Below are 22,537 nucleotides of genomic sequence, written 5' to 3'. Positions count from 1 at the left end.
TGCTCCTCGTACGGGCGCCGCGCCGAGCTGAGGATCGCCACGCCCACCAGGTCGTCGCCCACCGGCGTGACGTACGCCTCGCCCCGGCCCGACCAGTGCACCTCCACGAAGTCGGTCCACGGCGCCACCCGGTAGTGGCGCCGCAGCCCGTACCGGCGCACGCCGCCCTGGGGCGCGTCGAGCCCGAGTGAGCGGCGCAGCGGGGAGTGCAGCCCGTCGGCGGCCACGAGCCAGCGCGCCCGCAGCCCGGCGGCCTCGACCCCGTCACGGTCCTGGACGGCGTGGGTGATCCGGCCGCTGACGGTCTTCACGCCGAGGGCGGCGGCCCGCCGGGCGAGCGCGTCGTGCAGGGCGACGCGCCGCGCGCCCAGCCCCGCGGCCCGGCCGAACGTCGCGCGCGCCGCGTGCCGCTCGTCGAGGTAGTGGATGCCGCGCAGCGTCCGCCCGGGGACCGTCACGCCCATCGCGGCCAGCGCCGCCACCCCGCCCGGCATGATGCCCTCGCCGCACGCCTTGTCGACCGGGCCTGGGCGCGGCTCGACGACCACCGCCCGCATGCCGAGCAGCGCCGCGTGGATGGCCGTCGCCAGGCCCGCAGGACCGCCCCCGGCGACCAGCACGTCGATCACGTGGCGGGCCGCCCGGCCAGGGCCAGGGCCGCGTTCTCGCTGCGCACGCGCACCGTCAGCAGCGCCGCGTTCAGCACGGTGAACACCAGCGCCGTCACCCAGGCCGTGTGCACCAGCGGCAGCGCGAACCCCTCCACGACCACCGCCACGTAGTTCGGGTGGCGCAGCCAGGTCAGCCGGTACGGGCCGCGCGTCACCAGCGGCAGCCCCGGCACCACGATCACCTTGGTGTTCCAGCGCGGCCCGAGCGCGGTGATGCACCACCAGCGCAGGCCCTGCGCGGCCAGCACGAGGGCGAGCATCGTCCAGCCGAGCCCGGGCAGGAACGGCCGCCCGGCCAGCCACACCTCCAGCGGCGCCCCGGCCAGCAGCGCGGTGTGCAGCAGCACCATCCAGGGGTAGTGGCCGCGGCCGCTCTCCACGCCGCCGCGCGCCATGCTCCAGGCGGCGTTGCGCTTGGAGACGACCAGTTCGGCCAGCCGCTCCAGGCCGACCAGGACGATGAGGACCGAATACCAGATCATGGGGTCACCAACGCAGGAGGACGAGTTCGGAACAGAAACCGGGGCCCATGGCGATGAGCATCCCCCAGGTGCCGGGCTCCGGCCGCCGCGTGGCGAGCGTCTCGCCCAGCACGTGCAGCACCGACGCCGACGACAGGTTGCCGTGGGCCGAAAGCGAGCGCCAGGTGACGTCGAGCGCGCCGTCCGGCAGGCCGAGCGTCTCCGACACGGCCTCCAGCACCTTCGGGCCGCCGGGATGGCACACCCAGGCGGACACCTCGCCGGCGCTCACCCCGTGGTCGGCCAGGAAGGCGTGCACGTCGTCGGCCAGGTAGCGGCGCACCACCTCGGGGACGCCCGCGTCCAGCACCACCCGCAGGCCGTCGCCTCCCACCTGCCAGCCCATGACATGCTCAGATCCCGGGTACAGATGGCTGCGGCTGGCCACCACCGTCGGGCCGCTCACCGGCCGGCCGGCTCCGCAGGCGACGACGGCCGCGGCTCCGTCGCCGAACAGCGCGCTGGCGACCAGCCCGGCGGGCGAGCCGTCGCCGCGCTGCACGGTGAGCGAGCACAGCTCCACCGCCAGCAGCACCGCCACGTGGCCGGGCCAGCCGCGCAGGTAGTCGTGCATCCTGGCCACGCCGGCCGCGCCGGCCACGCAGCCCAGGCCGAACACCGGCAGCCTCTTGACGTCGGGCCGCAGCCCGAGCGCGCCCGCCAGCCGGGCGTCGATCGACGGCACGGCGATGCCGGTGACCGAGGTGAACATGATCATGTCGACGTCCGCCGGGGCCAGCCCGGCGCCGTCCAGCGCGCCCCGGACGCTTTCCAGCCCCAGCTCCACCGCCGCCGTCACGTACGCGTCGTTGGCGGCGCCGAAGCCGTCCAGCTTCTCGTACTCCTCGATGGGCAGGGCCAGGTTGCGGTGGTCGACGCGGGCGCTGCGGTGCAGCCGGTCGAGCAGCCGGCGGTCGGCGTTCTCGGGAAGGCAGACGCGGGCCGCCATGTCGGTCAGCTCGGCCTGGGGGTATCGATGGGAGGGAAACGCGCAGCGAACTGCGGCGATATGGGTCATGGAGGGCTCCCCTGGGCGGGCGGCCGAAAACTCTCGTCGATGGCACGGTTCCCCTCAGGTTGATCGGCTAAGCCAGGAGGGGCCGCCTTCCCCGACGATCGGCTGGTCAAGCCGGTGCAATTCGCCGCCGAGGTTCGCGGAACCGCTCCCCGTGAGGGCGTCGCCGGGGCCGCGAGTAGCATCGGGGCCGTGACGAAGGGCGGGCGCCGCATGATCGCCGGGCTGGCGCGGGGCTGCCACCCCGGTCCCACCGTGGCGGTCACGGCTCTGGTCACCGCGCTGGCGGCCGCCGCCGGGCGCGACGCTGGCGGGTGCCTGCTCGTGGGCCTCGCGGTGCTGGCGGGCCAGCTGTCGATCGGCTGGTGCAACGACGCGGCCGACGCCGGGCGGGACGTGGCCGCGGGGCGCTCGGACAAGCCGGCGGTGGACGGCACCATCACGCCGCGCGCCCTCTGGGTCGCCGCCGCGGTGGCGCTGGCCTGCTGCGTGCCGCTCTCGTTCGCCTCCGGTCCGCTCGCCGGGGCCGCGCATCTCACCGGGGTGCTCGCGGCGTGGGCGTACGACCTGGGAGTGAAGGCGACCGCGCTGTCGTGGGCGCCGTACGCGGTGGGGTTCGGGGTGCTGCCCGCCTTCGTGACGCTGGGGCTGCCGGGGGAGCCGTGGCCCGCCTGGTGGGCGACCGCGGCGGCGGCCCTGCTCGGGGTGGGCGCGCACCTGGCCAACGTGCTGCCGGACCTGGCGGACGACCTGGCGACGGGCGTGCGGGGGTGGCCGCAGCGGCTCGGCGCGGCCCGCCTGCGCGCGCTGCTGCCGCTCCCGCTCCTCGCCGCCACCTGCCTGCTCGCCTTCGGCCCGGCCCTCACGGACCCGGCGGGCCCCGCCCCCACGGATGCGGCCGTCCCCGGCTTCGCGGGTACGAGCCTGACGGCCTGGACGGCGCTGGCCACGGCCGCCGCGCTCACCTCGGCCGGGCTCGTGCTGGCGCGCCGGCGCCCGCGCGCGCCGTTCCTGGCGGCCATCGCCGTGGCGGGCGTCGACGTCGCGCTCCTGCTGGCCGAAGGCGCCTCCCTCACGCCCTGACGGCGGCCCGCCCCCGGCTCGCGACGCCGTACGCTCTCACCGGCGTCGCAGGCCCTCGCGCAGCCAGCGCGAGGCGACCGCGCACGCGAGCGGGACCGGCACCGTCCCCGCCCCCAGCCCCACCTCCACCAGCAGGTCGAAGACCTCCTTGCGGCGGGCGGCGGTGGCGATGGCGGCGTCGATGAACCCCGGCGACTGCGCCAGCCGGGCCAGCACGTCCGTCGTGCGGAGGTGCCGCCCGAGCGCCCGCCGCAGCGCGTCCCGGTAGGCGGGCAGGGGAGCGCCGGCCGCGACGGCGGCGGCCTCGCCCGCCAGCCGCCCCGACAGCAGCGCGTAGTAGATTCCCTCGCCGGTCAGCGGGTTGATCAGGCCGGCCGCGTCCCCCGCCAGCAGCACCGGCCCGGCTCCGGGCACCGGCCGGCCGGTGGACAGCGGCAGGTGGTGGGCGCGCAGGTCGCGGGCGGGGCGGTCGGGCAGCAGCTCAGCCAGCCTGCCGTGCAGCACCCGCCGCCCCGGCAGCCCGGTCGCGCGCAGCCGTGGCAGCAGCATCCCGAAGCCGACGTTCGCGGTGCCGTCGCCGATCGGGAACGACCACGCGTAGGCGGGCCAGCCGGCCCGCTGCATGGCGATGAGCTGCACGTCGTCGTCCTCCGGCACGTCGGCGTATCCGCGCACGGCGATGGCGGTGTGCCGTTCGGGTGAGGCCGGCAGACCGATCAGCCGCCGCACCGCGGAGTTGGCTCCGTCGGCCGCGATGACGACCCGAGCCCGGATGCGGCCGTCGATCACGGCCACCGGCCCCGCCCCCGTCACTTCCCTGACCCGGTGCAGGCGCACCTCGGCGCCCGCCGCCCGGGCCGCCTCCACCAGCCGGGCGTCGAACACCAGGCGCGGCACCACGTGGTTGGGCCGGGCGGCGGTCGCCGACACCCGCATCCCGCCGGGGGAGACCACGGTGAGGCGGGGCGTCGGCCGGTAGTCGTCGATCAGCCCCGGCACGCCCAGCCGCGCCAGTTCGTCACGCCCGTGGGCCGCGATGCCGTCGCCGCACGCCTTGTCGCGGGGGAAGCCCGCCTTGTCCAGCACCAGCACCCGGATGCCGGGCCGCCGCCGCAGGGCGCCGAGCGCCGCCGCACAGCCGGCGGGCCCGGCGCCCACGACCACGAGATCCCACATGCCCTCCATGAGAGGACTTGTGCCCCGGTAAGGGACTCAGGTCACTTGCCGAAGCCGGCCGTCAGGCCGCTCAGCAGCTGGCGGCGGCCCACCACGTACAGGATCAGGATCGGCAGCGTGGTCAGCACCACCGAGGCGAGCACCGCGGGCACGTTCACGCTGTACTCCCCCTGGAACGACCAGAGCGCCAGCGGCAGCGTGCGCTTGTCGGGGCTCTGCGTCAGGATCACCGGCAGCAGGAACCCGTTCCAGATCTGCAGCGCGTTGTAGATCGACACCGTCACCACGGCCGGCCGGGTCAGCGGGAAGGCCAGGCGCCAGAGCGTGGTCTGCTCGCTCGCCCCGTCGAGCCGCATGGACTCGAACAGCTCCTTCGGCACGTCCCGGATGAAGTTGGCCAGGACCAGCACCGACAGCGGGATCGCGAACGCGATCGAGGGCAGGATGAGCGCCAGCAGGCTGTCGTACAGGTGGAGCCTGATGATGATCAGGTAGATCGGGATGACCGTCGCCTGGAGCGGGATGGCGAGGCCCATGAGGAACAGCCAGTTCACGGACCTCAGGAACCGGTTCTGGCTGGCCCGGACGATCGCGTACGCGGCCATGAACGAGAACAGCACCGCCGGGACCACCGAGCCGATGGCGACGATCAGGCTGTTGATGAAGTACAGCGGGAAGTCGGACTCGATGACCAGCCGGTAGTTGTCGAGGGTCGGCTCGACCGGCGGCGCCATCGGGTTCGATAGGTAGTAGGTGCTCTGCGACTTGAAGCTGGTGATGACCACCCAGTAGATCGGCACGATCACGATCGCGAGCCAGATCCACGAGATCGTGCCGCCGAGCCAGTTCTTGCTCTCGCGCGGGGTGGTCCTGCGGCGGCGCCCGGAGTGACCCGTCGCGGTCCGTCCGGGCTTGTCGGTCAGCGTCGTCGCCATGTCAGGCCCCCTCAAGCTGGCTGGCGCCGGCGTCACGGCCGCCGAGCCGGCGCAGGAACAGCGCCAGGGCCAGGCCGACGAGGACGAGGATGACGGCGATGGCGCTGGCCGGGCCCATGAGGTTGGCCTGGTAGCCGCGCTTGTACATGTCGAGCGCCAGCACGCGGGTCGCGTCGCCCGGTCCGCCCGCCGTCAGCACGAAGATCAGGTCGAACAGCGTGAGCGAGCCGACCACCATCAGGGTGGAGGACGTGATGATCGTGTACTTGAGCTGGGGCAGGGTGATGCTGAAGAACTTCCGCACCCGGCCCGCGCCGTCCAGCTCCGCGGCCTCGTACATGGAGCGCGGGATCTGCCGCACCCCGCCCTGGTAGAGCAGCGAGTGGAACGGGATGAACTGCCACGACACGATGAAGATCACGACCCCCATGGCGAGCGTGCCGTCGCCGAGCCAGTCCTGCGTGAGGAAGTCCAGGCCGAGGCCGGCGCCGAGACCGAAGTTCGGGTCGAGCAGCGCCTTGTACGTGATCGCGATGGCGGCCGAGCTGAGCAGCAGCGGGATGAAGTAGAGCACCGCGAGCAGGGTGCGGTAACGCTGCCGGCCGGCCAGGAAGACCCCGATGAGGATGCTGGCCGGCGTCTGGACCAGCCACGACAGGGCCATGATCAGGAACGTCACCCACAGGGCGTGCGGCAGCCCGGGATCGCTCAGCACCGCGCTCCAGCTCGTGAACCCGCTGAAGGTGATGTCCTGGCTGAGCCCGTCCCACGTGGTGAAGCTCAGCGCCAGCACCCCGAGCAGGGGGATCACGCCGAAACCGACGAAGACGAGCAGGGCGGGGACCGCCAGCCACGCGAGGGCGCCGCTGCCGCGCACACGCGTGGCGGCAGACGGCCTCCCTCTGGGTGGAACGGTGACCATCGTGCTCACTTGCCGATGACCGCGTTCATGTTGGTGGCGAACTCCTGCGGCCCGATCGACAGCTGGAACAGCTTGGCGATGTTGTCGAGCAGCACCTCGGCGGCGGTCGGGCTGAGGGCCTGGTCCCAGGACTGCTGGAAGACCTTGGCGTTGTTGGCGATGCCGACGACGAAGTTGAGGAACTCGGCGTCCGGGGAGTTGGCGAAGAACTTCTCCGAGCCCTTGATCACGGGAACCGCGCCGGTGCTCACCCACTCCTCGGCGGACTTGTCGCTGATGAGCTCGGTGGAGAAGAACTTCTTGGCGATCTCCTTCTGCTCGGGCGTGGCCTTGGCGGAGATCGACATGTACTGGCCGGGGTTGCCGACGGTGTTGCCGGGGTCGCCCTTGCCGCCGTCGATGGGCGGGAAGTTCATGAAGCCGAGGTTGCCGCCGGGGACGAAGTCGCCGCCGTCCTGCTTCATGCCGCCGTAGGTCCAGCCGCCGTGGAGCATCATCGCGGCCTTGCCGGTGTAGAGCAGCGCCTGGTCGGCGTTGGAGTCGGCGGTGATCGAGGAGAAGCCCTTGATGAACCCGTCCGCCTTGATCAGGTCCTGCATCTTGGTCAGGGCGTCGATGGCGACGGGGTTGGACCAGGCGTCCTTCTCCGCGTCGAACACGGCCTGGAACACCTCGGGGCCGCCCATACGGTCGAAGAGGAACTCCAGCCACATCATGTTGGTCCAGCGCGACTGACCGCCCAGCGAGAACGGCGCGATGCCCTTGGCGTTGAACTTGGGCACCAGGTCCATGATGTCGCCCCACGACTGGGGCGGCTCGGCGCCGATCTTGTCGAAGGCCCGCTTGTCGTAGTAGAGGACGATCGGCTGCATCGTCTCGCACGGCATCGCGTAGATCTTGTCGTCGACCGTCGCGGCGCCGAAGGACGAGGGGAACAGCTTGTCCTTGACGGCCGCGTTCTGGTCGAACCACGAGGTGAGGTCCTCGACCTGGCCCGCCTGCACGTAGCTGCGCAGGCCGCCGCCGCCCCAGCCCCAGATGATGGTGGGCGCCTCGCCGGCGCCGATCGCGGTCTTGATCTTCGTCTTGAACGCGTCGTTCTGGAAGGTGGTGAACTCGATCTGGCCGTTGGGGTTGGCCTGGTTGAACCGCTCGGCGGTGCGCCTGCGCACGCCTTCCTGCGGCTCGGTCGACAAGAACCAGTAGCTGGCCTTCGCGCCGCCGCCGCCGCCGCTGCTGCCACCGCCTCCGGGGGTGCCGGGGCCGGAGGTGCCGCAGGCGGCGAGCGCGGCCCCCAGGGGCAGGCCCATCGACATGGTGAGGAAGGTGCGGCGAGACGTTGTCCTGGACTCCACGCTGATCTCCGTACTCGAACGCCGGGGGGATGGGGCCGCGGCTCCACAGTGTCGAAACATTTTCGAAACGACCGCGTGGCACGCCAATCTAGATTTCGGCCGCAGGGGTGTCAACCTCTCTCCTACGAAAACTCCCTCTCGGCAAGAGCGACACCTGTGAGATACGCTCGCACGGGCGCCACGCTGGGTGATCTGGAGTCGAGAGCGCTCCCACGACACTCGGGCGCGCGACCTCCGAAATGTTTCGAAACTTTGCGGCAAGAGCCGCCTCTAAGGAGACCTCAATGACGGCTCTAGATCGGACGACGGCGGCGGGCGAGGCCCTCCGCGCCTGGCGGGATCCGGCGCTTCCGGTGGCGGAGCGGGTGGAGGCCCTGCTTGCGGAGATGACCGTAGAAGAGAAGGTAGCCCAGCTCGGCAGCCGCTGGGAGGGCAACACCATGGGGGAGCCCGTGCACGCCCCCGATCCTGACGGCGGTGGGGGCGACGAGGCGGGCACCGCCAACGTGGCCCCGCTGCAGGACGCGTTCGCCGCGGCCAACACCTCGCCGTTCCGTGAGGCGGTCCGCCTGGGCATCGGCCACCTGACGCGGGTGCACGGCAGCCGCCCGGTGACCCCCGCCGAGGGCGCCGCCGAGGTCGTCCGGTTGCAGCGCGAGGTGGTCGAGCAGTCCAGGCTCGGCATCCCGGCGCTGGTCCACGAGGAGTGCCTGACCGGTTTCACTACCTATGGGGCGACCGTCTACCCGGCGGCCATCGCCTGGGCCGCCACGTTCGACCCGGAGCTGGTGGCGCGGATGGGTGCCGCGATCGGGCGCGACATGCGCGCCGTCGGCGTCCATCAGGGCCTCGCTCCGGTGCTGGACGTGGTGCGCGACTACCGGTGGGGCCGGGTCGAGGAGACGATGGGCGAGGACCCGTACCTCGTCTCGATGATCGGTTCGGCGTACGTGCGCGGCCTGGAGGGCGAGGGCGTCATCGCCACGCTCAAGCACTTCGCCGGCTACTCCGCCTCACGGGCCGCCCGCAACCACGGGCCGGTGCCCATGGGCCGGCGCGAGCTGATGGACATGATCCTGCCGCCGTTCGAGACCGCCATCGCGCTGGGCGGCGCCCGCTCGGTGATGAACTCCTACTCCGACGTCGACGGCGTCCCCGCGGCCACCGACCCGTGGCTGCTCACCGAGGTGCTCCGCGACGACTGGGGCTTCACCGGCACCGTCGTCTCCGACTACTGGTCGATCCCGTTCCTGGCCACCATGCACCTCGTGGCCGCCGACGCCGGCGAGGCCGGCGTGCAGGCGCTCACCGCCGGGCTGGACGTCGAGCTGCCCGACACGCTCGGCTTCGGCCAGCACCTGGCCGAGCGGGTGCGCCGCGGCGAGCTGCCCGAGGAGCTGATCGACCGGGCGGTCCGCCGCCTGCTCACCCAGAAGGCGGAGCTCGGGCTGCTCGACGCCGGCTGGACCCCCGAATCCTCGGTGGCCGGCGCCGCCACCGTCGAGCTGGACTCGCAGGCCAATCGGGAGCTGGCCCGCGAACTGGCCGAGCGGTCCGTCGTCCTGCTCGACGCCGGCAGCGCGCTGCCCCTGCTGGGCGAGGGCCGCGCCGCCCCGCGCCGGATCGCCGTGGTCGGGCCGTGCGCCGACGACCCGCGCACGTTCATGGGCTGCTACGCCTTCCCCAACCACGTGCTGCCCCGCTACCCCGGCCTCGGGCTCGGCGTCGAGGCGGCGAGCGTGCTCGCCGCGCTCCGCGCCGAGCTGCCCGACACCGAGTTCTCCTACGAGCGCGGCTGCGACGTGCGCGAGGACGACCGCTCCGGGTTCGCCGCCGCGGCCGCCGCCGCCCGCGAGGCCGACCTGTGCGTGGCCGTCGTCGGCGACCTGGCCGGCATGTTCGGCCAGGGCACGTCCGGCGAGGGCTGCGACGCCGACGACCTGCGCCTGCCCGGCGTCCAGGAGGACCTGGTCACCGAGCTGGCCGCCACCGGCACGCCGGTCGTCGTGGTCGTGCTCTCCGGCCGCCCGTACGCGCTCGGCGAGATCCACCCCAGGGCCGCGGGGCTCGTCCAGGCGTTCATGCCCGGCGAGCAGGGCGGCGGCGCCGTCGCCGGCGTCCTGTCCGGCCGCGTCCAGCCCGGAGGCAGGCTGCCGGTGCAGATCCCGCGCACGCCCGGCGGCCAGCCGCACACCTACCTCCAGCCGCCGCTCGGCGCCGACAGCGACGGCATCAGCAACCTCGACCCGACCCCGCTCTTCCCCTTCGGGTACGGGGCCTCGTACACCTCCTTCGAGCTCGGCGAGTTCCGGATCAGCGACGCCGAGGTGCCCACCGACGGCGAGTTCACCGTCTCGGTCAGGGTCCGCAACACCGGCCCGCGCGCCGGCGACGAAGTCGTCCAGCTCTACCTGCACGACGTGCTCGCCCAGGTCACCCGGCCGGTGCGGCAGCTCGCCGGGTTCGCCAGGGTCAGCCTGGAGCCGGGCGAGGCCGCCGACGTGCGCTTCCTGGTGCACGCCGACCGCACCGCCTTCACCGGCCGCGACCTGGAGCGGATCGTCGAGCCCGGCGACCTCGAGGTGCTCGTCGGCACCTCCGCCCGCGACCTGCCGTGCGCCGGTGCGGTCCGGCTCACCGGCCCGGTGCGGGCCGTCGGCCACGACCGGCGGTTGTTCACACCGGTGGACGTGCACCCGGCGGCGGAGCGGCAGTAGCCGTGCCGGCCAAGCGCGCCACGCTGGCCACCATCGCGGCCGCCGCCGGCGTGTCGGTCGCGACCGTCTCGAAGGTGCTCAACGGCCGCAGCGACGTCGCCCCGGCCACCCGCTCCCTCGTGCTGTCGGCGCTGCGGCAGCACGACTACGTGCCCCCGCCGCCCCGGCGCGCCGAGGCGACGGGCACCGTCGAGCTGCAGTTCGACGCCGACCTGAACGCGTACTCCAGTGAGATCATCCAGGGTGCGGTGCGGGCCGGGGGCGAGCTCGGCGTGTCGGTCGTGATCAGCATCCGCAAGGGCTGCGAACGCACCAGCAAGTGGGCCAGGGAGCTGGTGGCGACGGGGCGGCGCGCGCTGGTCGCCGTCACCAGCGAGCTGACCGCCGACCAGCTCGCCGCGCTGGCCGAGGCCGGCCTGCCCCTGGTCGTGATCGACCCGCTCAACCTGCCGCGCACCCGCGTGACCAGCGTGGGGTCGACCAACTTCGCCGGCGGGCTGGCCGCCACCCAGCACCTGCTCTCCCTCGGCCACCGGCGCATCGCCTACCTGGGCGGTCCCGCCACGGCGGCGTGCAACCAGGCGCGGCTGCACGGCTACCGCGCCGCCATGGAGGCCGAGGGCGCGGTGGTGCGCCAGGAGTACATCCAGCACCGAAGGTTCCGCTACGGCGACGGCGTGGCGGCGGGGGAGTGCTTCCTGACGCTGCCCGAGCCGCCGACCGCCGTCTTCGCCGGCTGCGACGAGACCGCGTTCGGCGTGATGGAGGCCGCGCGGGCTCGGGGTCTGCGCGTCCCGGAGGACCTCAGCGTGGTGGGGTTCGACGACACGCAGATCGCCCGGATGGCCTCGCCGCCGCTGACCACCGTCCGTCAGCCGCTGCGGGAGATGGGCGGCGTCGCCCTGCGGCGGGCGCTGCGGCTGGCCGCCGGTGAGCGCATCGACTCGCACCACATCGAGCTCGCCACCGAACTCGTGGTGCGCGGCTCGACCGCCCCGGTCGCCGACCGCTGACGAAGGGAGCGTTGGCGAAGGGAGCGTTGGCGAAGGGAGCGTTGGCGGAGGGAGCGTTGGCGGAGGGAGCGTTGGCGAAGGGAGCGTTGGCGAAGGGAGCGTTGACGGAGGGGCGCAGCACCATACCTCTGTAATAGGTGCAAAGTGCCTTATATCCGGACAGGGCTGCCGCGCCTACGGTGGCAGCACCCCCCATCGTCCGAGGAGACACGATGCCCCGACCCCTCCGTCTCGCGCTCTCTCTCGTCCTCACCCTGGCCTTCCTGCTGGCCACCACGCCCGCCCAGGCCACAACCCTGGTGAGGGTGCTCCGCTACGACGCCACCCGGGCCGCCGAGTTCCGCGGCGCGGTCGACCAGGCCGCGCAGATCTGGAACGCCAGCGTGGTGAACGTCCGGCTGGTCGCGGGCACGCCCGCCGACTTCGTCGTCGTCGCCGACGACGGCTGGCCCCGCGCCATGCCCACCAGCCTCGGCCGGGGCCGGATCTGGATGGGCCGGCAGGCCGTGAACCAGGGCTACCACCCGGTCCGCATCGCCGCCCACGAGATCGGCCACATCCTCGGCCTGCCCGACCGGCGCACCGGCCGCTGCACCGACCTGATGTCCGGCTCCAGCGCCCCGGTGAGCTGCACCAACGCCTACCCGAGCGCGGCCGAGCGGGCCGAGGTGGACCGTAACTTCGCGGGCAGCGCCCCGCTGGTGGAGTTCGGCACGCTGTACGTGGACCGCTGACGCCCGTCCCTACACTGGTGGCGTCAGGACGGCCCCCCACCCCGAGGAGCAGACGACGTGACGCCACCGATGCGGCTCGCGCCGGTGATCCAGCCCTACGCGTGGGGGTCGCCGACCGCCTTCCCCGAGTTGTTCGGCACCCCCGCGACCGGCGAGCCGCAGGCCGAGATGTGGATGGGCGCCCACCCGGCGGCGCCGTCCACGGCCGGCGGCGTCCCGCTCACCGAGCTGATCGCCCGTGACCCGGAGGGCATGACCGGGACGTCCGGTCCCGGCCTGCCCTACCTGCTCAAGGTGCTGGCGGTGGCGGGCCCGCTCTCGCTGCAGGTGCATCCGTCGGCGGAGCTCGCGCGGGCCGGCTTCGCCCGCGAGGAGGCCGCCGGGGTGCCGGCCGACGACCCGGCGCGCGCCTACCGTGACCCGTTCCCCAAGCCGGAGATGGTGTGCGCGCTCACGCCCTTCCACGGGCTGTGCGGCTTCCGCGCGCCGGACGAGGCCGCCGGCCTGCTGGAGAGCCTGGGCGTGGCCGAGGCGGCCGGCTGGGTGCGGACCCTGCGCGCCCGCCCGGCCGCCGAGGCCCTGCGCGAGGTGTTCCAGGACATGCTCGGCGACGCCGCCAAGACGGCCCGCCAGGCGGTCGAGCGGGCCCTAGCCGGGGCGGGCGGCGAGCTGGCGGTGTACGCGGACCTGGCGCGGGCCTGCCCTGACGATCCAGGCGTGACGGCCGCGCTCCTGCTCAACCACGTGCGGCTGGGCCCCGGCGAGGCGGTGTTCCTGGGCGCGGGGGTGCCGCACGCCTATCTGGACGGCGTCGCGGTCGAGATCATGGGCAACTCCGACAACGTCCTGCGCTGCGGGCTGACCCGCAAGCACCGCGACGTGCCGGAGCTCATGCGGGTCGTCGACTTCACCCCGGCGCCGCCGCACCGCGTCCCGCCCGCCGGTGTCGGCGGGTGGCACGGCTACCACCCGCCGGTCACCCAGTTCGCCCTGGTCCGCCACGAACTCGGCGAGGGGGCCGCGCACACGGTGCCGGGCGGGGTGCCGCAGATCCTGCTGTGCGTGAGCGGCGGCGTGGTCGCCGGCGGGCTCGCCCTGGGCCCCGGTGAGTCGGCGTTCGTGCCCGCGAGCGTCCCGGAGCTCCGGCTGACGGGGGCGGCGACCGTCTTTCGCGCCCTGCCGGGATGACCTCTTGCCTTCTCGCCGGGTCGGAGTTAACCTATAAACGCAGTTGGAGGTTAGCCGAGACCCAGCAAGGAGGTTCAGACATGCTCCTGACGACCATCGACCCGTTCCTGCAGGAGTTCGACCGGCAGTTCGACCGGCTCACCCGTCAGGCCTTCACCGCCGGCGCGACCGTCATGCCGATGGACGGCGTGCGCCGCGACGACGACGTGGTGCTCCGCTTCGACCTTCCGGGCGTGGACCCCGGCTCCATCGAGGTCACCGTCGACCGGGGCGTGCTCACCGTCAGCGCCCGCCGCGAGGAGGAGACCGGCGAGAACGAGCGCCACTTCGTCCGCGAGCGCCCCATGGGGACCTTCACCCGCCGGATCTACCTGTCGGAGCACCTCGACAGCGACAAGATCGACGCCGCCTACGCGGACGGCATCCTGACCGTGCGGATCCCCGTCCTGGAGCGCGCCAAGCCGCGCAAGATCGAGATCCAGCGCACCGGCGTCAAGGCGATCAGGTCTTGACGCCGAGTGCGAGGGCGGCCGGCCGCCCTCGCACCGCCCCGCCCCGGAAGGAGGCCGCGATGCCCGAGCTGCCGATCGACGACGAGCAGGCCCCGCTCTACACGCTCGGGCAGGTGGCCGACATGCTGCGGGTCCAGCAGGCGTTCCTGCGCCGCCTGGACCAGCACGACGTCATCAGCCCCCAGCGCTCCCCGGGCGGCCAGCGACGCTACTCCCGCCGCGACATCCTCGTCGTGCGGCACGTCACCCGGATGGCCGACGAGGGCATGACCCTGGTGGCCATCCGGCGCATCCTGGAGCTGGAGGACGAGCTCAAGCGGCTCCAGGAGGAGCTGCGGGAGGCGCGCAGGCGCCTGGAGGAGACCAACGGCCCCGCCGCGTGACAGGCGGCGGGGCCGCGCCGTCTCAGACCGCGGTCAGGTGCGCCAGCACCGCGTCGTCCGGCCACAGCGCCGGCACCCCGATGCCCGACACGGCCAGCGCCCGGCCGGTGAGCACGTGCTCGCCGGTCAGCCAGACCGGCTCGCCCTCCCGCGGACGCGAGCGCGCCGGCGTCAGCGGGCGTACGAGGTAGGAGACGTCCGGATCGAGCCCCGGCAGCCGCAGCAGGCCCGGCGGCCAGGTGACCGGCCGCTCCAGCAGGGCGATGGCGAAGATCGCCTCGGAGCGGTCACCGGCCACCACGCCGTGCGCCTGGAACCCCTCAGGCGCGTCGTCCACGCGCACCGCCGTCCCGCTGTGCAGCAGCGCCCGATGCCGCTTGTGCAGCGCGATCCAACCGGCCACCTCCGCCAGCTCCGCCTCGTCCAGCGCGGTGAGATCCCACTCCAGCCCGAAATGGCCGAAGAACGCGGTCACCGCGCGGAACGGCAGCGCGTGCACCCGGCCCGTCGTGTGCGAACGCGGCGCGCCCACATGGCTGCCGACCAGCTCGGGCGGCAGCAACTGCGCGGTCCAGCGCATGATCTGCTGCCGCTCCACCGGGTCGATGCAGTCGCTGGCCCACACCCGGTCGGTGTGCTCCAGGATGCCCAGATCGACCCGGCCGCCGCCGGACGAGCAGGACTCGATCTCCAGCCCCGGCCGCGCGGCCCGGATCTCGGCCAGCAGCCGGTAGAGGGCGTGCGTCTGCTCGTGCACCGCGGCCCTGCCGGTCGCCGCCCAGCCCGCGTCGACCAGGTCGCGGTTGTGGTCCCACTTGACGTAGTCGACGGCGTACTCGCCGATCAGGGCCAGCAGCCGCTCCTTGACGTAGGCGTACGCGTCCGGATGCGCGATGTTCAGCACCTGCTGATGGCGGGCCGTCGGCGGCAGCCGGTCACCGGCGCCCATGATCCAGTCGGGGTGCGCCCGGGCCAGGTCGGAGTCCGGGTTGACCATCTCCGGCTCGAACCAGAGCCCGAACTGCATGCCGTGCCCGCGCACCCGTTCCACCAGCGGCCCCAGCCCGCGCGGCCACACCTCCGGGTCGACGTACCAGTCGCCGAGCCCCGCCCGGTCGTGGCGGCGGCCCCGGAACCAGCCGTCGTCCAGCACGAACCGCTCCACCCCCGCCCTGGCCGCCCGGTCGGCCAGCTCCAGCAGCCGGTCCAGGTCGTGGTCGAAGTACACGGCCTCCCACGTGTTGAGCACCACCGGCCGCGGCGTCCGCGGGTGGGACGGGCGGGCCCGCAGGAACCCGTGGAAGCGGTGCGCGGCCTCGTCCAGCCCGCGCCCGTACGCGGCGTACACCCACGGCCCCCGGTAGGAGCCGCCCGTGGCGAGCGTGACCTCGCCAGGCAGCAGCAGCTCGCCGCCGCCCAGGTGGGTGCGGCCGGTGTGGACGCGCTCGGCGTAGGCGCGATGGTTGCCGCTGAAGGCGACGTGCACCCCCCACACCTCGCCGCGCCCGAACCCGGCGTCCGGCGTGGCGGCGAAGAGCACGGTCGCGGCGTCCGCGCCGGTGCGGCCGTGCCGGCCCTCGCGCACGTGCGCGCCGACGGTGATCGGCCGCCGCTGCGGGACCCGCTCCTTCGACCAGCGCCCCGCCTGGTCCAGCAGTTCGGTGGCGACGCCGGGCACCGGCAGCGCCAGGTGCAGCGCCTCCAGCGTGTAGGGGACGTCGTGGTCGTTGCGCAGCGCGGCGCGGGCGCGCACCAGCCCCGACGGGTGCAGCTCGACCGTCAACGACAGCGTGAGCCGCGCCTCCGGGTCGGCGGCCCGCGCGGTGAGCGCCCGTACCCCGTCGTCCTCCCGGAGTTCGTACGTGACGGCCGTGAAGGCGGGCGACCAGTCGCGCCCGGCGTGGTGTCCGCTCAGCCCGGGCAGCCCGGTCCAGCCGGTGCGCGCCTCGGGCACCAGACCGGTGCGTACGGGGACGTCGGCGGTCAGGTCGCGCCGGGGACGCAGCGAGGCGGCCAGCGCGGTCAGCTCCCGGTCGTCGAGCGGGCCGAGGTCGGGCCCCCAGTGCAGGATCGCGGGCAGCGCGTCGGAGGGACACTCGATCACCACGGAGACCCCGGCGGAGCGGAAGTGGTGGACGGCGGGCTCCATCATCGCCTCCCGGAGAGGTCGTCGCCCTCAGGCGGCGGGAAGGCCGCGGCCGGGAGGGCCGTCAAGGCGGGAACATGGCCTGACCTGTCAGGTCCGCGCATCAGAGAACTCCGTTCGTCGCGCATCAGAGGTACGGCGCAGCCTTCATGATCGCCTGCCCGGCCGGCCGCGCCCATCCCTCTCCTGTGGCGTACGCCCCGGGTCAAGGCCGCCCGGCGTGCCGCCGCCCCGTCCCGGGCGCGCCGGTGCCGAGGCTCCCGGACGCTGATCGTGACGCGCCGGGATCAGGAGTTGCGGCGCAGCAGCAGCATGGCCGCGTCGTCCGGCAGCGGGCCGCCGACGTGCTCGATCAGGTCGGCCCGCAGCGCGTCGAGGGCCTCCTGCGGGTCGTCCGCCCCCAGCAGGTCGGTACGGTCCGTCAGCGGGTAGAAGGCGCCGCCGGGGTCGCGCGCCTCGATCACCCCGTCGGTGAACAGCAGGATCTGGTCGCCCTCGCCGAACGCCACCCGGTGCGGCTTGGGCCGGTCGGCCGCCAGCGCCGCCAGCCCCAGCGGCAGGCTCTCCTCCGGCGGCTCGACCGGGAAGAGCTTGCCGTCGGAGCGGATGAGCAGCGGCGCGGGATGCCCGAAGTTGAGCAGGGAGATCTCGTCCTCATGCACCTCGGCCAGGATCGCCGTCACGAACGTCTCCCCGCTCAGGTGGCGGCCCAGGCTGGCCTCCAGCCGCTCGCCCACCTCGTGCAGCTCGCTCATGTCGTACGCGGCCTCGCGGAAGGCGCCCAGCACCCACGCGGCCGTCTCCACCGCGGTCAGGCCCTTGCCCTGCACGTCGCCGATCAGCAGCCGCACCCCGTGCGGGGTGGTGACCACCTCGTACAGGTCACCGCCGATCTGCGCCTCCGCCGCCGCCGACGTGTACGACAGCGCGATCCGCAGGTCGGCGGTCCGGCGCGGCACCGGCCGCAGTAGCACCCGCTGGGCGGCCTCGGCCACCAGGCGCACGTCGGCCAGCTCCCGCTCGCGGCGCAGCCGCAACCTGCTCACGATCATGCTGGCCGCGGTGACGCCGGCGATCGTGGCCAGGGTGATGTTGTGCTGACGGGTCAGCAGCACGCCCTGGTACTGCGCCAGTGGCACGCACAGCGCCAGCGCGGCCACGCCCACGAACGCGGTCCTGCGGACGCTGCCGTAGACCGAGGCGAACGTCGGGCCGAGCGTGAGCAGCGGCAGGAAGCCGAGGTCGGGGCCGGCGAGCAGGTCGGTCACCGAGACCGCCAGCAGGACGGCGAACGGCAGGGCGCGCAGCACGACCTGCGATCTCACCGGAGCCCTCCGCCCGGTGGCCGCGCAGCGTCGACTCGCGCTCCCAGCACTTTCCTCCCCGACCACGCACGATCTTCCCGGCCATGGAAGCATCACCGGTGCGACGAGACAAGCTTGACCGGACACCGGCGATTATCTGGCCACGTGATTCCCATCGTAAGGCTTCCCGGCCCCGAGCCCCGGCAAGGGCACGCGGCGGAGGCGTCGGACGGGGGACGGTCTCCGGCGCCGGGGTTCAGCGGGCCTCGTGACGCTGGCGGCAGGGGACGCAGTGCCGGGTCAGCGGCCTGATCTTCAGCCGCTCGAACGGGACGGCCGCGCCGCAGTCCGCGCACCTGCCGTAGCCGCCGTCCGCCAGCCGCTCCAGGCTGTCGCGGATCTCGCCGATGGCCCGCTCGGTGGCGGCCAGGTCGGCCAGGACGCTCTGCTTGGAGCCGTCGTCCGCGCCGTCGCCCCCCTCCACCAGCGCCCGGAGCTCGTCCAGCCTCGACGTGCGCCACATGAGCTGGCTCCGCAGGTTCTCGGTGATGGTCTGGATCTGGATCTCGCTGAGCCTGACGTGCTCGTCGTGCTGGGTCATGGATACGTCCTTGAAAGAAAGAATGCGTACGAGAGGGAGAGACGGCGTGGTCAGGCCGTCGGCGGGGCGACCAGCGCCGCCATCGGCGGCAGGCACAGCCGCGCCGGCCCGCGCACGGTGGCGTCGGCGATCAGGCCGTGTCTGATCGGCCGGGGGCAGCCGGGAACGGCTGAGGGCTCGTCGACGATCGTCTGACGGCCCGGCCTGGCCCGGCCAGGCGGATGCGGGACATGGCGAGATCGACCGCGGCCCTGCCGTCAAGCCAGGGCACGCGGCCGTTCGCGGTCACGGCCCGTTACCCGCCTCGATTCCCTGTCCTTGTCCCGGCGGGACGGCCGCCTCGGGCCGGCCTCCGCCGGAGGCCCCCACCAGGGCGGTGCGCGGCGCCGGGATCTCCCCGGCCTGCCCGCACTCGGGGCAGAGCTGCTCGTGCGGGACGCGGCGCAGCACCCCGTACGGGATGAAGGCGCCGCAGCGCAGGCAGGTGCCGTACAGGCCGCGATCCATCCGCGCCAGCGCCGCCTCGACGGCGGTGCTCTGCCGTGAGGCGAGCGCGGCCAGTGTCGCGGAGCCCGCGGCCACGGCGGCCGCCAGGTCGGCGCGGGCGGCGGCGCGCCGCTCCTCCAGCAGGCCGCGCAGCTCCTCGAGCCGCGTCAGGTGCTGGTCGTAGTCCTGCATGAGGGTCTGCAATGAAGCCATGAGGTGTCGTTCCTTGCCTGAGAGATCCGGCCGTGAGCCGGGGAAGCCCGCGCCGCGACGGCGCGAGGGAGGAGGATCTCTAGGCGAGCGGGGGGCTGCGCGAGCCGGCCGCGCGATGGCCCGGCTGCTGGGGGCCGAGGATGGCGGCCGAACCCGCCTCGGGCCAGGCCCGGGCGGGCCTGGCGGGGGCCGCCTCGGTGTGCTGGTGCGCCGGCCACAGGCGGGGCAGGTGCTCGGCCCTGACCTGGTCATGCGGGAGCGTGGACACCGTGGTCACCTCGGACCCGGGCGTCATCACGCCGACCGTCTGGGAGCGCTGGCTCACGGGGCCGGCGCCCGCCCAGCGAGGCGTGGATGCGATCATGACCAGGGCGAACAGCAGCAGGCCCACCACCGCGAAGAACGGGGTGGAGCCGCGCGTGATGCTCCGGGTCGCCATGAGGCCGACCATAGCTCACTTTCCTGGCGGAAGCACCGGCCCGACGCCTCCTGATCAGGGGTGGTCCGCCAAGTTCCGGGCGGAGGGCGGGAACGAGCCGTGAAAGGGGCGGTGAGGCTGGCTCGTGACGGTTCGCGGGCAGGCTACGGTGGGAGAGGATCACACCACCACCTCGGCGACGCCGCCAGGACGCCGCCGAGCCCTCGCGGCCACACCGCCCCGACCTCGTCGCGGCGCCGGACCGCGACACCGAACAGGTCGCGACGCCCAAAGAGACCGCGACAACAAGAGACCGCGACAACAAGAGACCGCGACAACAAGAGGTCGCGACATCAGGGAGGAGGAGCCGTGCGCACCAGGGTGCCCGCAGCGCTGCTCCTCGTGCTGTCGTGGTTCCTGCCCGCCGCCGGGCACGCGCAGCTCTTCCACGCCGTCGCCGCGCACGCGACGGCCGAGCAGACCCATCAGGGCGGTCACCACCCGGGCGCGCGCAAGTCGCCGCTCCCGCCGTCGACCGCCCAGGCCCTGACGTTCTCCCACGAGACGACCGGCGGCACGGCCCTGCTCCCGCCCGGCGTGCCGCGCCCGGCGCTGCCCCCGGCCGGCGCCGTCCGCGCGCCGGGCGGCGAGGGCTTCGCCGCCGCCGGGCACGAGACCACCCCCGCCCGCGCGCCACCGTCCTCCACGGCGCTCTGAGAAGACCTGATCCGTCTCTTCCCCCAGCCGTGGAGGCTTCCCATGTCACGTGCGCCGTTCTGGCGTGCTCTGGCGGCGTTCGCCGTCATCGCGACCTCATTGGTCCTCGCGTTCACCATGTCTCCGCGCCTCGGACTCGACCTGCGCGGCGGCACCCAGCTCGTGTTCGAGACGCGCGACTCGCCGACGGTCAAGGCCGACTCCGAGGCGACCGACCGCGCCCTGGACGTGCTCCGCCGGCGGGCGGACGCGCTCGGGGTCGTCGACCCCACCCTGGTCCGGTCCGGTGAGCGGCGCATCATCGTCGAGCTGCCCGGCGTGCTCGACCCCCAGCAGGCCGCCGACACCATCGGCAAGACCGCCCAGCTGTCCTTCCACGCCGTGAAGGGCGTGGCCGAGGAGGGCAGCGAGGACGCCAAGGAGGCGATGCGCGACGAGAGCGGGCAGCTCCTCAAGCTCGGCCCTTCCGCCATCAGCGGCGACGGCGTGCGCGACGCCGGCGAGCGCAGCGACCCCCAGCAGGGTCCGGGCTGGTGGGTGAGCGTCGAGTTCCGCGACGCCGGCGCCTGGCAGAAGCTCACCGGCGAGGTCGCCTGCTTCCCGGCGGGCGATCCGCAGCGGCGGCTCGCGATCGTGCTCGACAACGAGATCATCTCCTCGCCGCAGCTCGACCCGTCCATCGCGTGCCGGGCCGGCATCCCCGGCGGCGGCACCGACATCACCGGTGACTTCACCCTCGAAGAGGCCCGCGAGCTGGCCGTGCTGATCAAGGGCGGCGCGCTGCCCGTGCCGCTGGAGATGGTCGAGCAGCGTACCGTCGGCCCCACCCTGGGCTCCGACGCCATCGAGGCCAGCGCCAAGGCGGCCGTGGTCGGCCTGATCCTCACCACGCTGTTCATCGTCGTCATCTACCGGCTGGTCGGCCTGCTCGCCGCGCTCGCGCTGGCCTGCTACGGGCTGATCTCGTACGCGGCGCTGGTGGCGATGGGGGCCACGCTGACCTTGCCCGGCCTGGCCGGCTTCGTGCTGGCCATCGGCATGGCGGTGGACGCCAACGTGCTCGTCTTCGAACGCGCCAGGGAGGAGTACGCGAGCACGCCCAGACGGGGCCTGCGTCACGCGCTGGACCGGGGCTTCAAGAACGCCTGGAGCGCCATCGCCGACTCCAACATCACCACCCTGATCGCCGCCGGTCTGCTGTTCTGGCTGGCGTCCGGGCCGGTGAAGGGCTTCGGTGTGACGCTCGGCATCGGCGTGCTGGCCTCGCTCGTGTCGGCGATGCTCATCACCCGCGTGCTGACCTCGCTGGTCATCGACCGGGTGAGCCCGCGCGTGTCCGGCATCGGCTCCGTCGGCCGGGTCCGGACCTGGCTGACCCGGCGCGACCCGCAGCTCATGGCCCGCAGGAGGCTCTGGCTGGTGGTGGCCGGGGCGCTGACCGTGGTCGCGCTGGCCGGGCTGTTCGCCCGCGGGCTGAACTTCGGCGTCGAGTTCACCGGCGGCCGGCTGGTCGAGTTCGCCACGTCCCGCCCGGTCGCGGCCGAGACGGCCCGGCAGGCCGTCTCGTCGGCGGGCTTCCCCACCGCGGTGGTGCAGGCGTCCGGCGAGGACGTCTCCGTACGGGCGAGCGGCCTGGAGATCGCCGACGTCAACCGGATCCAGCAGGCGCTGGCCGAGGTCGGCGGCGACGTGACCAAGAGCCGCGACGAGTTCATCGGGCCCAGTCTCGGCGAGGAGCTGCGCCGCAACGCGCTGATCGCGCTCGGCGTGGCGATCGCGGCCCAGCTCGCCTACCTGGCGTTCCGGTTCCGCTGGACGTTCGGCACGGCCGCGGTCTCCGCGCTGGTCGTGGACGTGTCGGTGGTGATCGGGCTGTTCGCGTGGCTGGGCAAGCCGATCGACGGCGTGTTCCTGGCCGCGATGCTCACCGTCGTGGGCTATTCGGTCAACGACAAGGTGGTGGTGTTCGACCGGGTCAGGGAGCTGTGGGCCGTCCATCGCAAGGATCCCCTGGCCAAGTCGGTGAACGGGGCGATCCTGCAGACGATGCCACGGACCATCAACACCGGTCTGGGCGCGCTGTTCATCCTGATGGCGCTGGCGGTGTTCGGCGGCGACACGCTGCGCGACTTCGCCATCGCCCTGGTGACCGGCATCGTCGTGGGCACGCTGTCGTCGTCGTTCGTGGCCGGGCCGCTGGCCATCACGCTCGACCGGTTCGACAGGCAGCCGCCGCCCGAGCCGCCGCAGCCCCGGGTCAGGCGGGCACGGGAGGGCACGGGCGCCGTCCTGTGACCGGATGGCGCCTGCCCGGGCCGGCGCCGCCCCCGCCCCCCCCCCCGGGGGGCCCCCCGCCCCGCGGGGCGGGCGCCTCCCCCCCCCAAGACCCGGTCGCAGCCGTTGATGTCGATGTTCTCCACCTCGGGG

At 73.6% G+C, this 22,537-nt stretch carries 21 protein-coding genes; 9 read left to right on the top strand and 12 right to left on the bottom strand.

All coding sequences use genetic code 11. The annotated features are described in order from the left end of the window. The 3 genes from OUY22_RS25510 to OUY22_RS25500 form a co-directional block, all read right to left on the bottom strand. The coding region (locus tag OUY22_RS25510; RefSeq protein WP_270157682.1) for an NAD(P)/FAD-dependent oxidoreductase at positions 1–629 on the bottom strand (629 nt) is incomplete at its 3' end. Continuing rightward, on the bottom strand, positions 626–1,153 hold the full coding sequence (locus tag OUY22_RS25505) for an isoprenylcysteine carboxyl methyltransferase family protein (RefSeq protein WP_270157681.1): 528 nt from the start codon (positions 1,151–1,153) through the stop codon (positions 626–628). The genes OUY22_RS25505 and OUY22_RS25510, both read right to left, overlap by 4 nt. Before the next feature lie 4 nt (positions 1,154–1,157). Next, a complete protein-coding gene (locus tag OUY22_RS25500) occupies positions 1,158–2,210 on the bottom strand; it encodes a type III polyketide synthase (protein ID WP_270157680.1) in 1,053 nt (350 codons plus the stop codon). 189 nt (positions 2,211–2,399) lie between these two features. On the opposite strand from OUY22_RS25500, the gene OUY22_RS25495 reads away from it, so the two are divergent. Further along, positions 2,400–3,290: a UbiA family prenyltransferase gene (locus OUY22_RS25495; RefSeq protein ID WP_270157679.1), complete on the top strand. Its 891-nt coding sequence runs from the start codon at positions 2,400–2,402 to the stop codon at positions 3,288–3,290. A 36-nt stretch (positions 3,291–3,326) separates the two neighbouring features. Here OUY22_RS25495 and OUY22_RS25490 read toward each other — a convergent pair whose 3' ends face one another. Genes OUY22_RS25490 through OUY22_RS25475 form a run of 4 tightly spaced genes read right to left on the bottom strand, consistent with a single transcriptional unit; the run spans position 3,327 to position 7,678 of the window. Further along, positions 3,327–4,466 (bottom strand): NAD(P)/FAD-dependent oxidoreductase, encoded by a 1,140-nt coding sequence (locus tag OUY22_RS25490; protein WP_270157678.1) that lies wholly within the window; start codon positions 4,464–4,466, stop codon positions 3,327–3,329. 41 nt (positions 4,467–4,507) lie between these two features. After that, the gene (locus OUY22_RS25485; protein WP_270157677.1) at positions 4,508–5,401 is read right to left on the bottom strand and encodes a carbohydrate ABC transporter permease; all 894 of its coding nucleotides are present in this window, start codon (positions 5,399–5,401) and stop codon (positions 4,508–4,510) included. Between the two features lies 1 nt (position 5,402). Beyond that, complete coding sequence (locus OUY22_RS25480) at positions 5,403–6,278, bottom strand: carbohydrate ABC transporter permease (RefSeq protein WP_270157675.1); 876 nt, start codon at positions 6,276–6,278, stop codon at positions 5,403–5,405. A 50-nt stretch (positions 6,279–6,328) separates the two neighbouring features. Then, positions 6,329–7,678 carry an extracellular solute-binding protein gene (locus OUY22_RS25475; RefSeq protein WP_270157674.1) on the bottom strand — a complete coding sequence of 450 codons (1,350 nt, stop codon included), beginning with the start codon at positions 7,676–7,678 and terminating at the stop codon, positions 6,329–6,331. A 284-nt stretch (positions 7,679–7,962) separates the two neighbouring features. Here OUY22_RS25475 and OUY22_RS25470 point away from each other — a divergent pair, with 284 nt between their 5' ends. The 6 genes from OUY22_RS25470 (at position 7,963) to OUY22_RS25445 (ending at position 14,225) form a co-directional block, all read left to right on the top strand. Next, a complete protein-coding gene (locus OUY22_RS25470; protein ID WP_270157673.1) occupies positions 7,963–10,395 on the top strand; it encodes a glycoside hydrolase family 3 N-terminal domain-containing protein in 2,433 nt (810 codons plus the stop codon). Between the two features lie 2 nt (positions 10,396–10,397). Next, positions 10,398–11,408, top strand: coding sequence for a LacI family DNA-binding transcriptional regulator (locus tag OUY22_RS25465; RefSeq protein ID WP_270157672.1), 1,011 nt, complete (start codon positions 10,398–10,400; stop codon positions 11,406–11,408). A gap of 212 nt (positions 11,409–11,620) precedes the next feature. Beyond that, the gene (locus tag OUY22_RS25460) at positions 11,621–12,142 is read left to right on the top strand and encodes a snapalysin family zinc-dependent metalloprotease (RefSeq protein WP_270157671.1); all 522 of its coding nucleotides are present in this window, start codon (positions 11,621–11,623) and stop codon (positions 12,140–12,142) included. 57 nt (positions 12,143–12,199) lie between these two features. Further along, positions 12,200–13,330, top strand: coding sequence for a mannose-6-phosphate isomerase, class I (gene manA / locus OUY22_RS25455; RefSeq protein ID WP_270157670.1), 1,131 nt, complete (start codon positions 12,200–12,202; stop codon positions 13,328–13,330). An 80-nt stretch (positions 13,331–13,410) separates the two neighbouring features. Beyond that, the gene (locus OUY22_RS25450) at positions 13,411–13,842 is read left to right on the top strand and encodes an Hsp20/alpha crystallin family protein (protein ID WP_270157669.1); all 432 of its coding nucleotides are present in this window, start codon (positions 13,411–13,413) and stop codon (positions 13,840–13,842) included. A 59-nt stretch (positions 13,843–13,901) separates the two neighbouring features. Beyond that, positions 13,902–14,225 carry a MerR family transcriptional regulator gene (locus tag OUY22_RS25445; protein ID WP_270157668.1) on the top strand — a complete coding sequence of 108 codons (324 nt, stop codon included), beginning with the start codon at positions 13,902–13,904 and terminating at the stop codon, positions 14,223–14,225. A 22-nt stretch (positions 14,226–14,247) separates the two neighbouring features. On the opposite strand, the gene OUY22_RS25440 is transcribed toward OUY22_RS25445, so the two are convergent. The 5 genes from OUY22_RS25440 to OUY22_RS25420 all read right to left on the bottom strand — a co-directional run bounded on the left by OUY22_RS25440 (position 14,248) and on the right by OUY22_RS25420 (position 19,414). After that, on the bottom strand, positions 14,248–16,374 hold the full coding sequence (locus tag OUY22_RS25440) for an alpha-galactosidase (protein WP_270157667.1): 2,127 nt from the start codon (positions 16,372–16,374) through the stop codon (positions 14,248–14,250). A 284-nt stretch (positions 16,375–16,658) separates the two neighbouring features. Beyond that, complete coding sequence (locus tag OUY22_RS25435; RefSeq protein WP_270157666.1) at positions 16,659–17,696, bottom strand: PP2C family protein-serine/threonine phosphatase; 1,038 nt, start codon at positions 17,694–17,696, stop codon at positions 16,659–16,661. Positions 17,697–17,931: 235 nt separating this feature from the next. After that, a complete protein-coding gene (locus tag OUY22_RS25430; RefSeq protein ID WP_270157665.1) occupies positions 17,932–18,276 on the bottom strand; it encodes a TraR/DksA family transcriptional regulator in 345 nt (114 codons plus the stop codon). Between the two features lie 285 nt (positions 18,277–18,561). Further along, positions 18,562–18,975, bottom strand: a complete 414-nt coding sequence (locus OUY22_RS25425) for a TraR/DksA family transcriptional regulator (RefSeq protein WP_270157664.1) — start codon at positions 18,973–18,975, stop codon at positions 18,562–18,564. 79 nt (positions 18,976–19,054) lie between these two features. Beyond that, positions 19,055–19,414: a hypothetical protein gene (locus OUY22_RS25420; RefSeq protein WP_270157663.1), complete on the bottom strand. Its 360-nt coding sequence runs from the start codon at positions 19,412–19,414 to the stop codon at positions 19,055–19,057. Between the two features lie 348 nt (positions 19,415–19,762). Between OUY22_RS25420 and OUY22_RS25415 the strand changes: the two genes are divergently transcribed. Together OUY22_RS25415 and secD are read left to right on the top strand one after the other, a co-directional pair. Continuing rightward, positions 19,763–20,110, top strand: coding sequence for a hypothetical protein (locus tag OUY22_RS25415; RefSeq protein WP_270157662.1), 348 nt, complete (start codon positions 19,763–19,765; stop codon positions 20,108–20,110). Positions 20,111–20,152: 42 nt separating this feature from the next. Then, positions 20,153–22,405: a protein translocase subunit SecD gene (gene secD / locus OUY22_RS25410; RefSeq protein ID WP_270157661.1), complete on the top strand. Its 2,253-nt coding sequence runs from the start codon at positions 20,153–20,155 to the stop codon at positions 22,403–22,405. Positions 22,406–22,537: the final 132 nt, after the last annotated feature.

Origin of the sequence: Nonomuraea corallina, from assembly GCF_027620315.1 — a bacterium.
Classification (GTDB): Bacteria; Actinomycetota; Actinomycetes; order Streptosporangiales; family Streptosporangiaceae; genus Nonomuraea; species Nonomuraea corallina.
The sequence above is the reverse complement of the archived record's forward strand: the minus strand, read 5'-3'. Positions and strand labels throughout refer to the sequence as shown.

Bases quoted from the DNA above. Each gene is read 5' to 3' on its own strand.
- OUY22_RS25505 (WP_270157681.1), bottom strand. From the start codon at position 1,153: ATGATCTGGTATTCGGTCCTCATCGTCCTGGTCGGCCTGGAGCGGCTG.
- OUY22_RS25500 (WP_270157680.1), bottom strand. From the start codon at position 2,210: ATGACCCATATCGCCGCAGTTCGCTGCGCGTTTCCCTCCCATCGATAC.
- OUY22_RS25490 (WP_270157678.1), bottom strand. From the start codon at position 4,466: ATGTGGGATCTCGTGGTCGTGGGCGCCGGGCCCGCCGGCTGTGCGGCG.
- OUY22_RS25485 (WP_270157677.1), bottom strand. From the start codon at position 5,401: ATGGCGACGACGCTGACCGACAAGCCCGGACGGACCGCGACGGGTCAC.
- OUY22_RS25470 (WP_270157673.1), top strand. From the start codon at position 7,963: ATGACGGCTCTAGATCGGACGACGGCGGCGGGCGAGGCCCTCCGCGCC.
- OUY22_RS25460 (WP_270157671.1), top strand. From the start codon at position 11,621: ATGCCCCGACCCCTCCGTCTCGCGCTCTCTCTCGTCCTCACCCTGGCC.
- OUY22_RS25450 (WP_270157669.1), top strand. From the start codon at position 13,411: ATGCTCCTGACGACCATCGACCCGTTCCTGCAGGAGTTCGACCGGCAG.
- OUY22_RS25445 (WP_270157668.1), top strand. From the start codon at position 13,902: ATGCCCGAGCTGCCGATCGACGACGAGCAGGCCCCGCTCTACACGCTC.
- OUY22_RS25440 (WP_270157667.1), bottom strand. From the start codon at position 16,374: ATGGAGCCCGCCGTCCACCACTTCCGCTCCGCCGGGGTCTCCGTGGTG.
- OUY22_RS25430 (WP_270157665.1), bottom strand. From the start codon at position 18,276: ATGACCCAGCACGACGAGCACGTCAGGCTCAGCGAGATCCAGATCCAG.
- OUY22_RS25425 (WP_270157664.1), bottom strand. From the start codon at position 18,975: ATGGCTTCATTGCAGACCCTCATGCAGGACTACGACCAGCACCTGACG.
- OUY22_RS25420 (WP_270157663.1), bottom strand. From the start codon at position 19,414: ATGGCGACCCGGAGCATCACGCGCGGCTCCACCCCGTTCTTCGCGGTG.
- secD (WP_270157661.1), top strand. From the start codon at position 20,153: ATGTCACGTGCGCCGTTCTGGCGTGCTCTGGCGGCGTTCGCCGTCATC.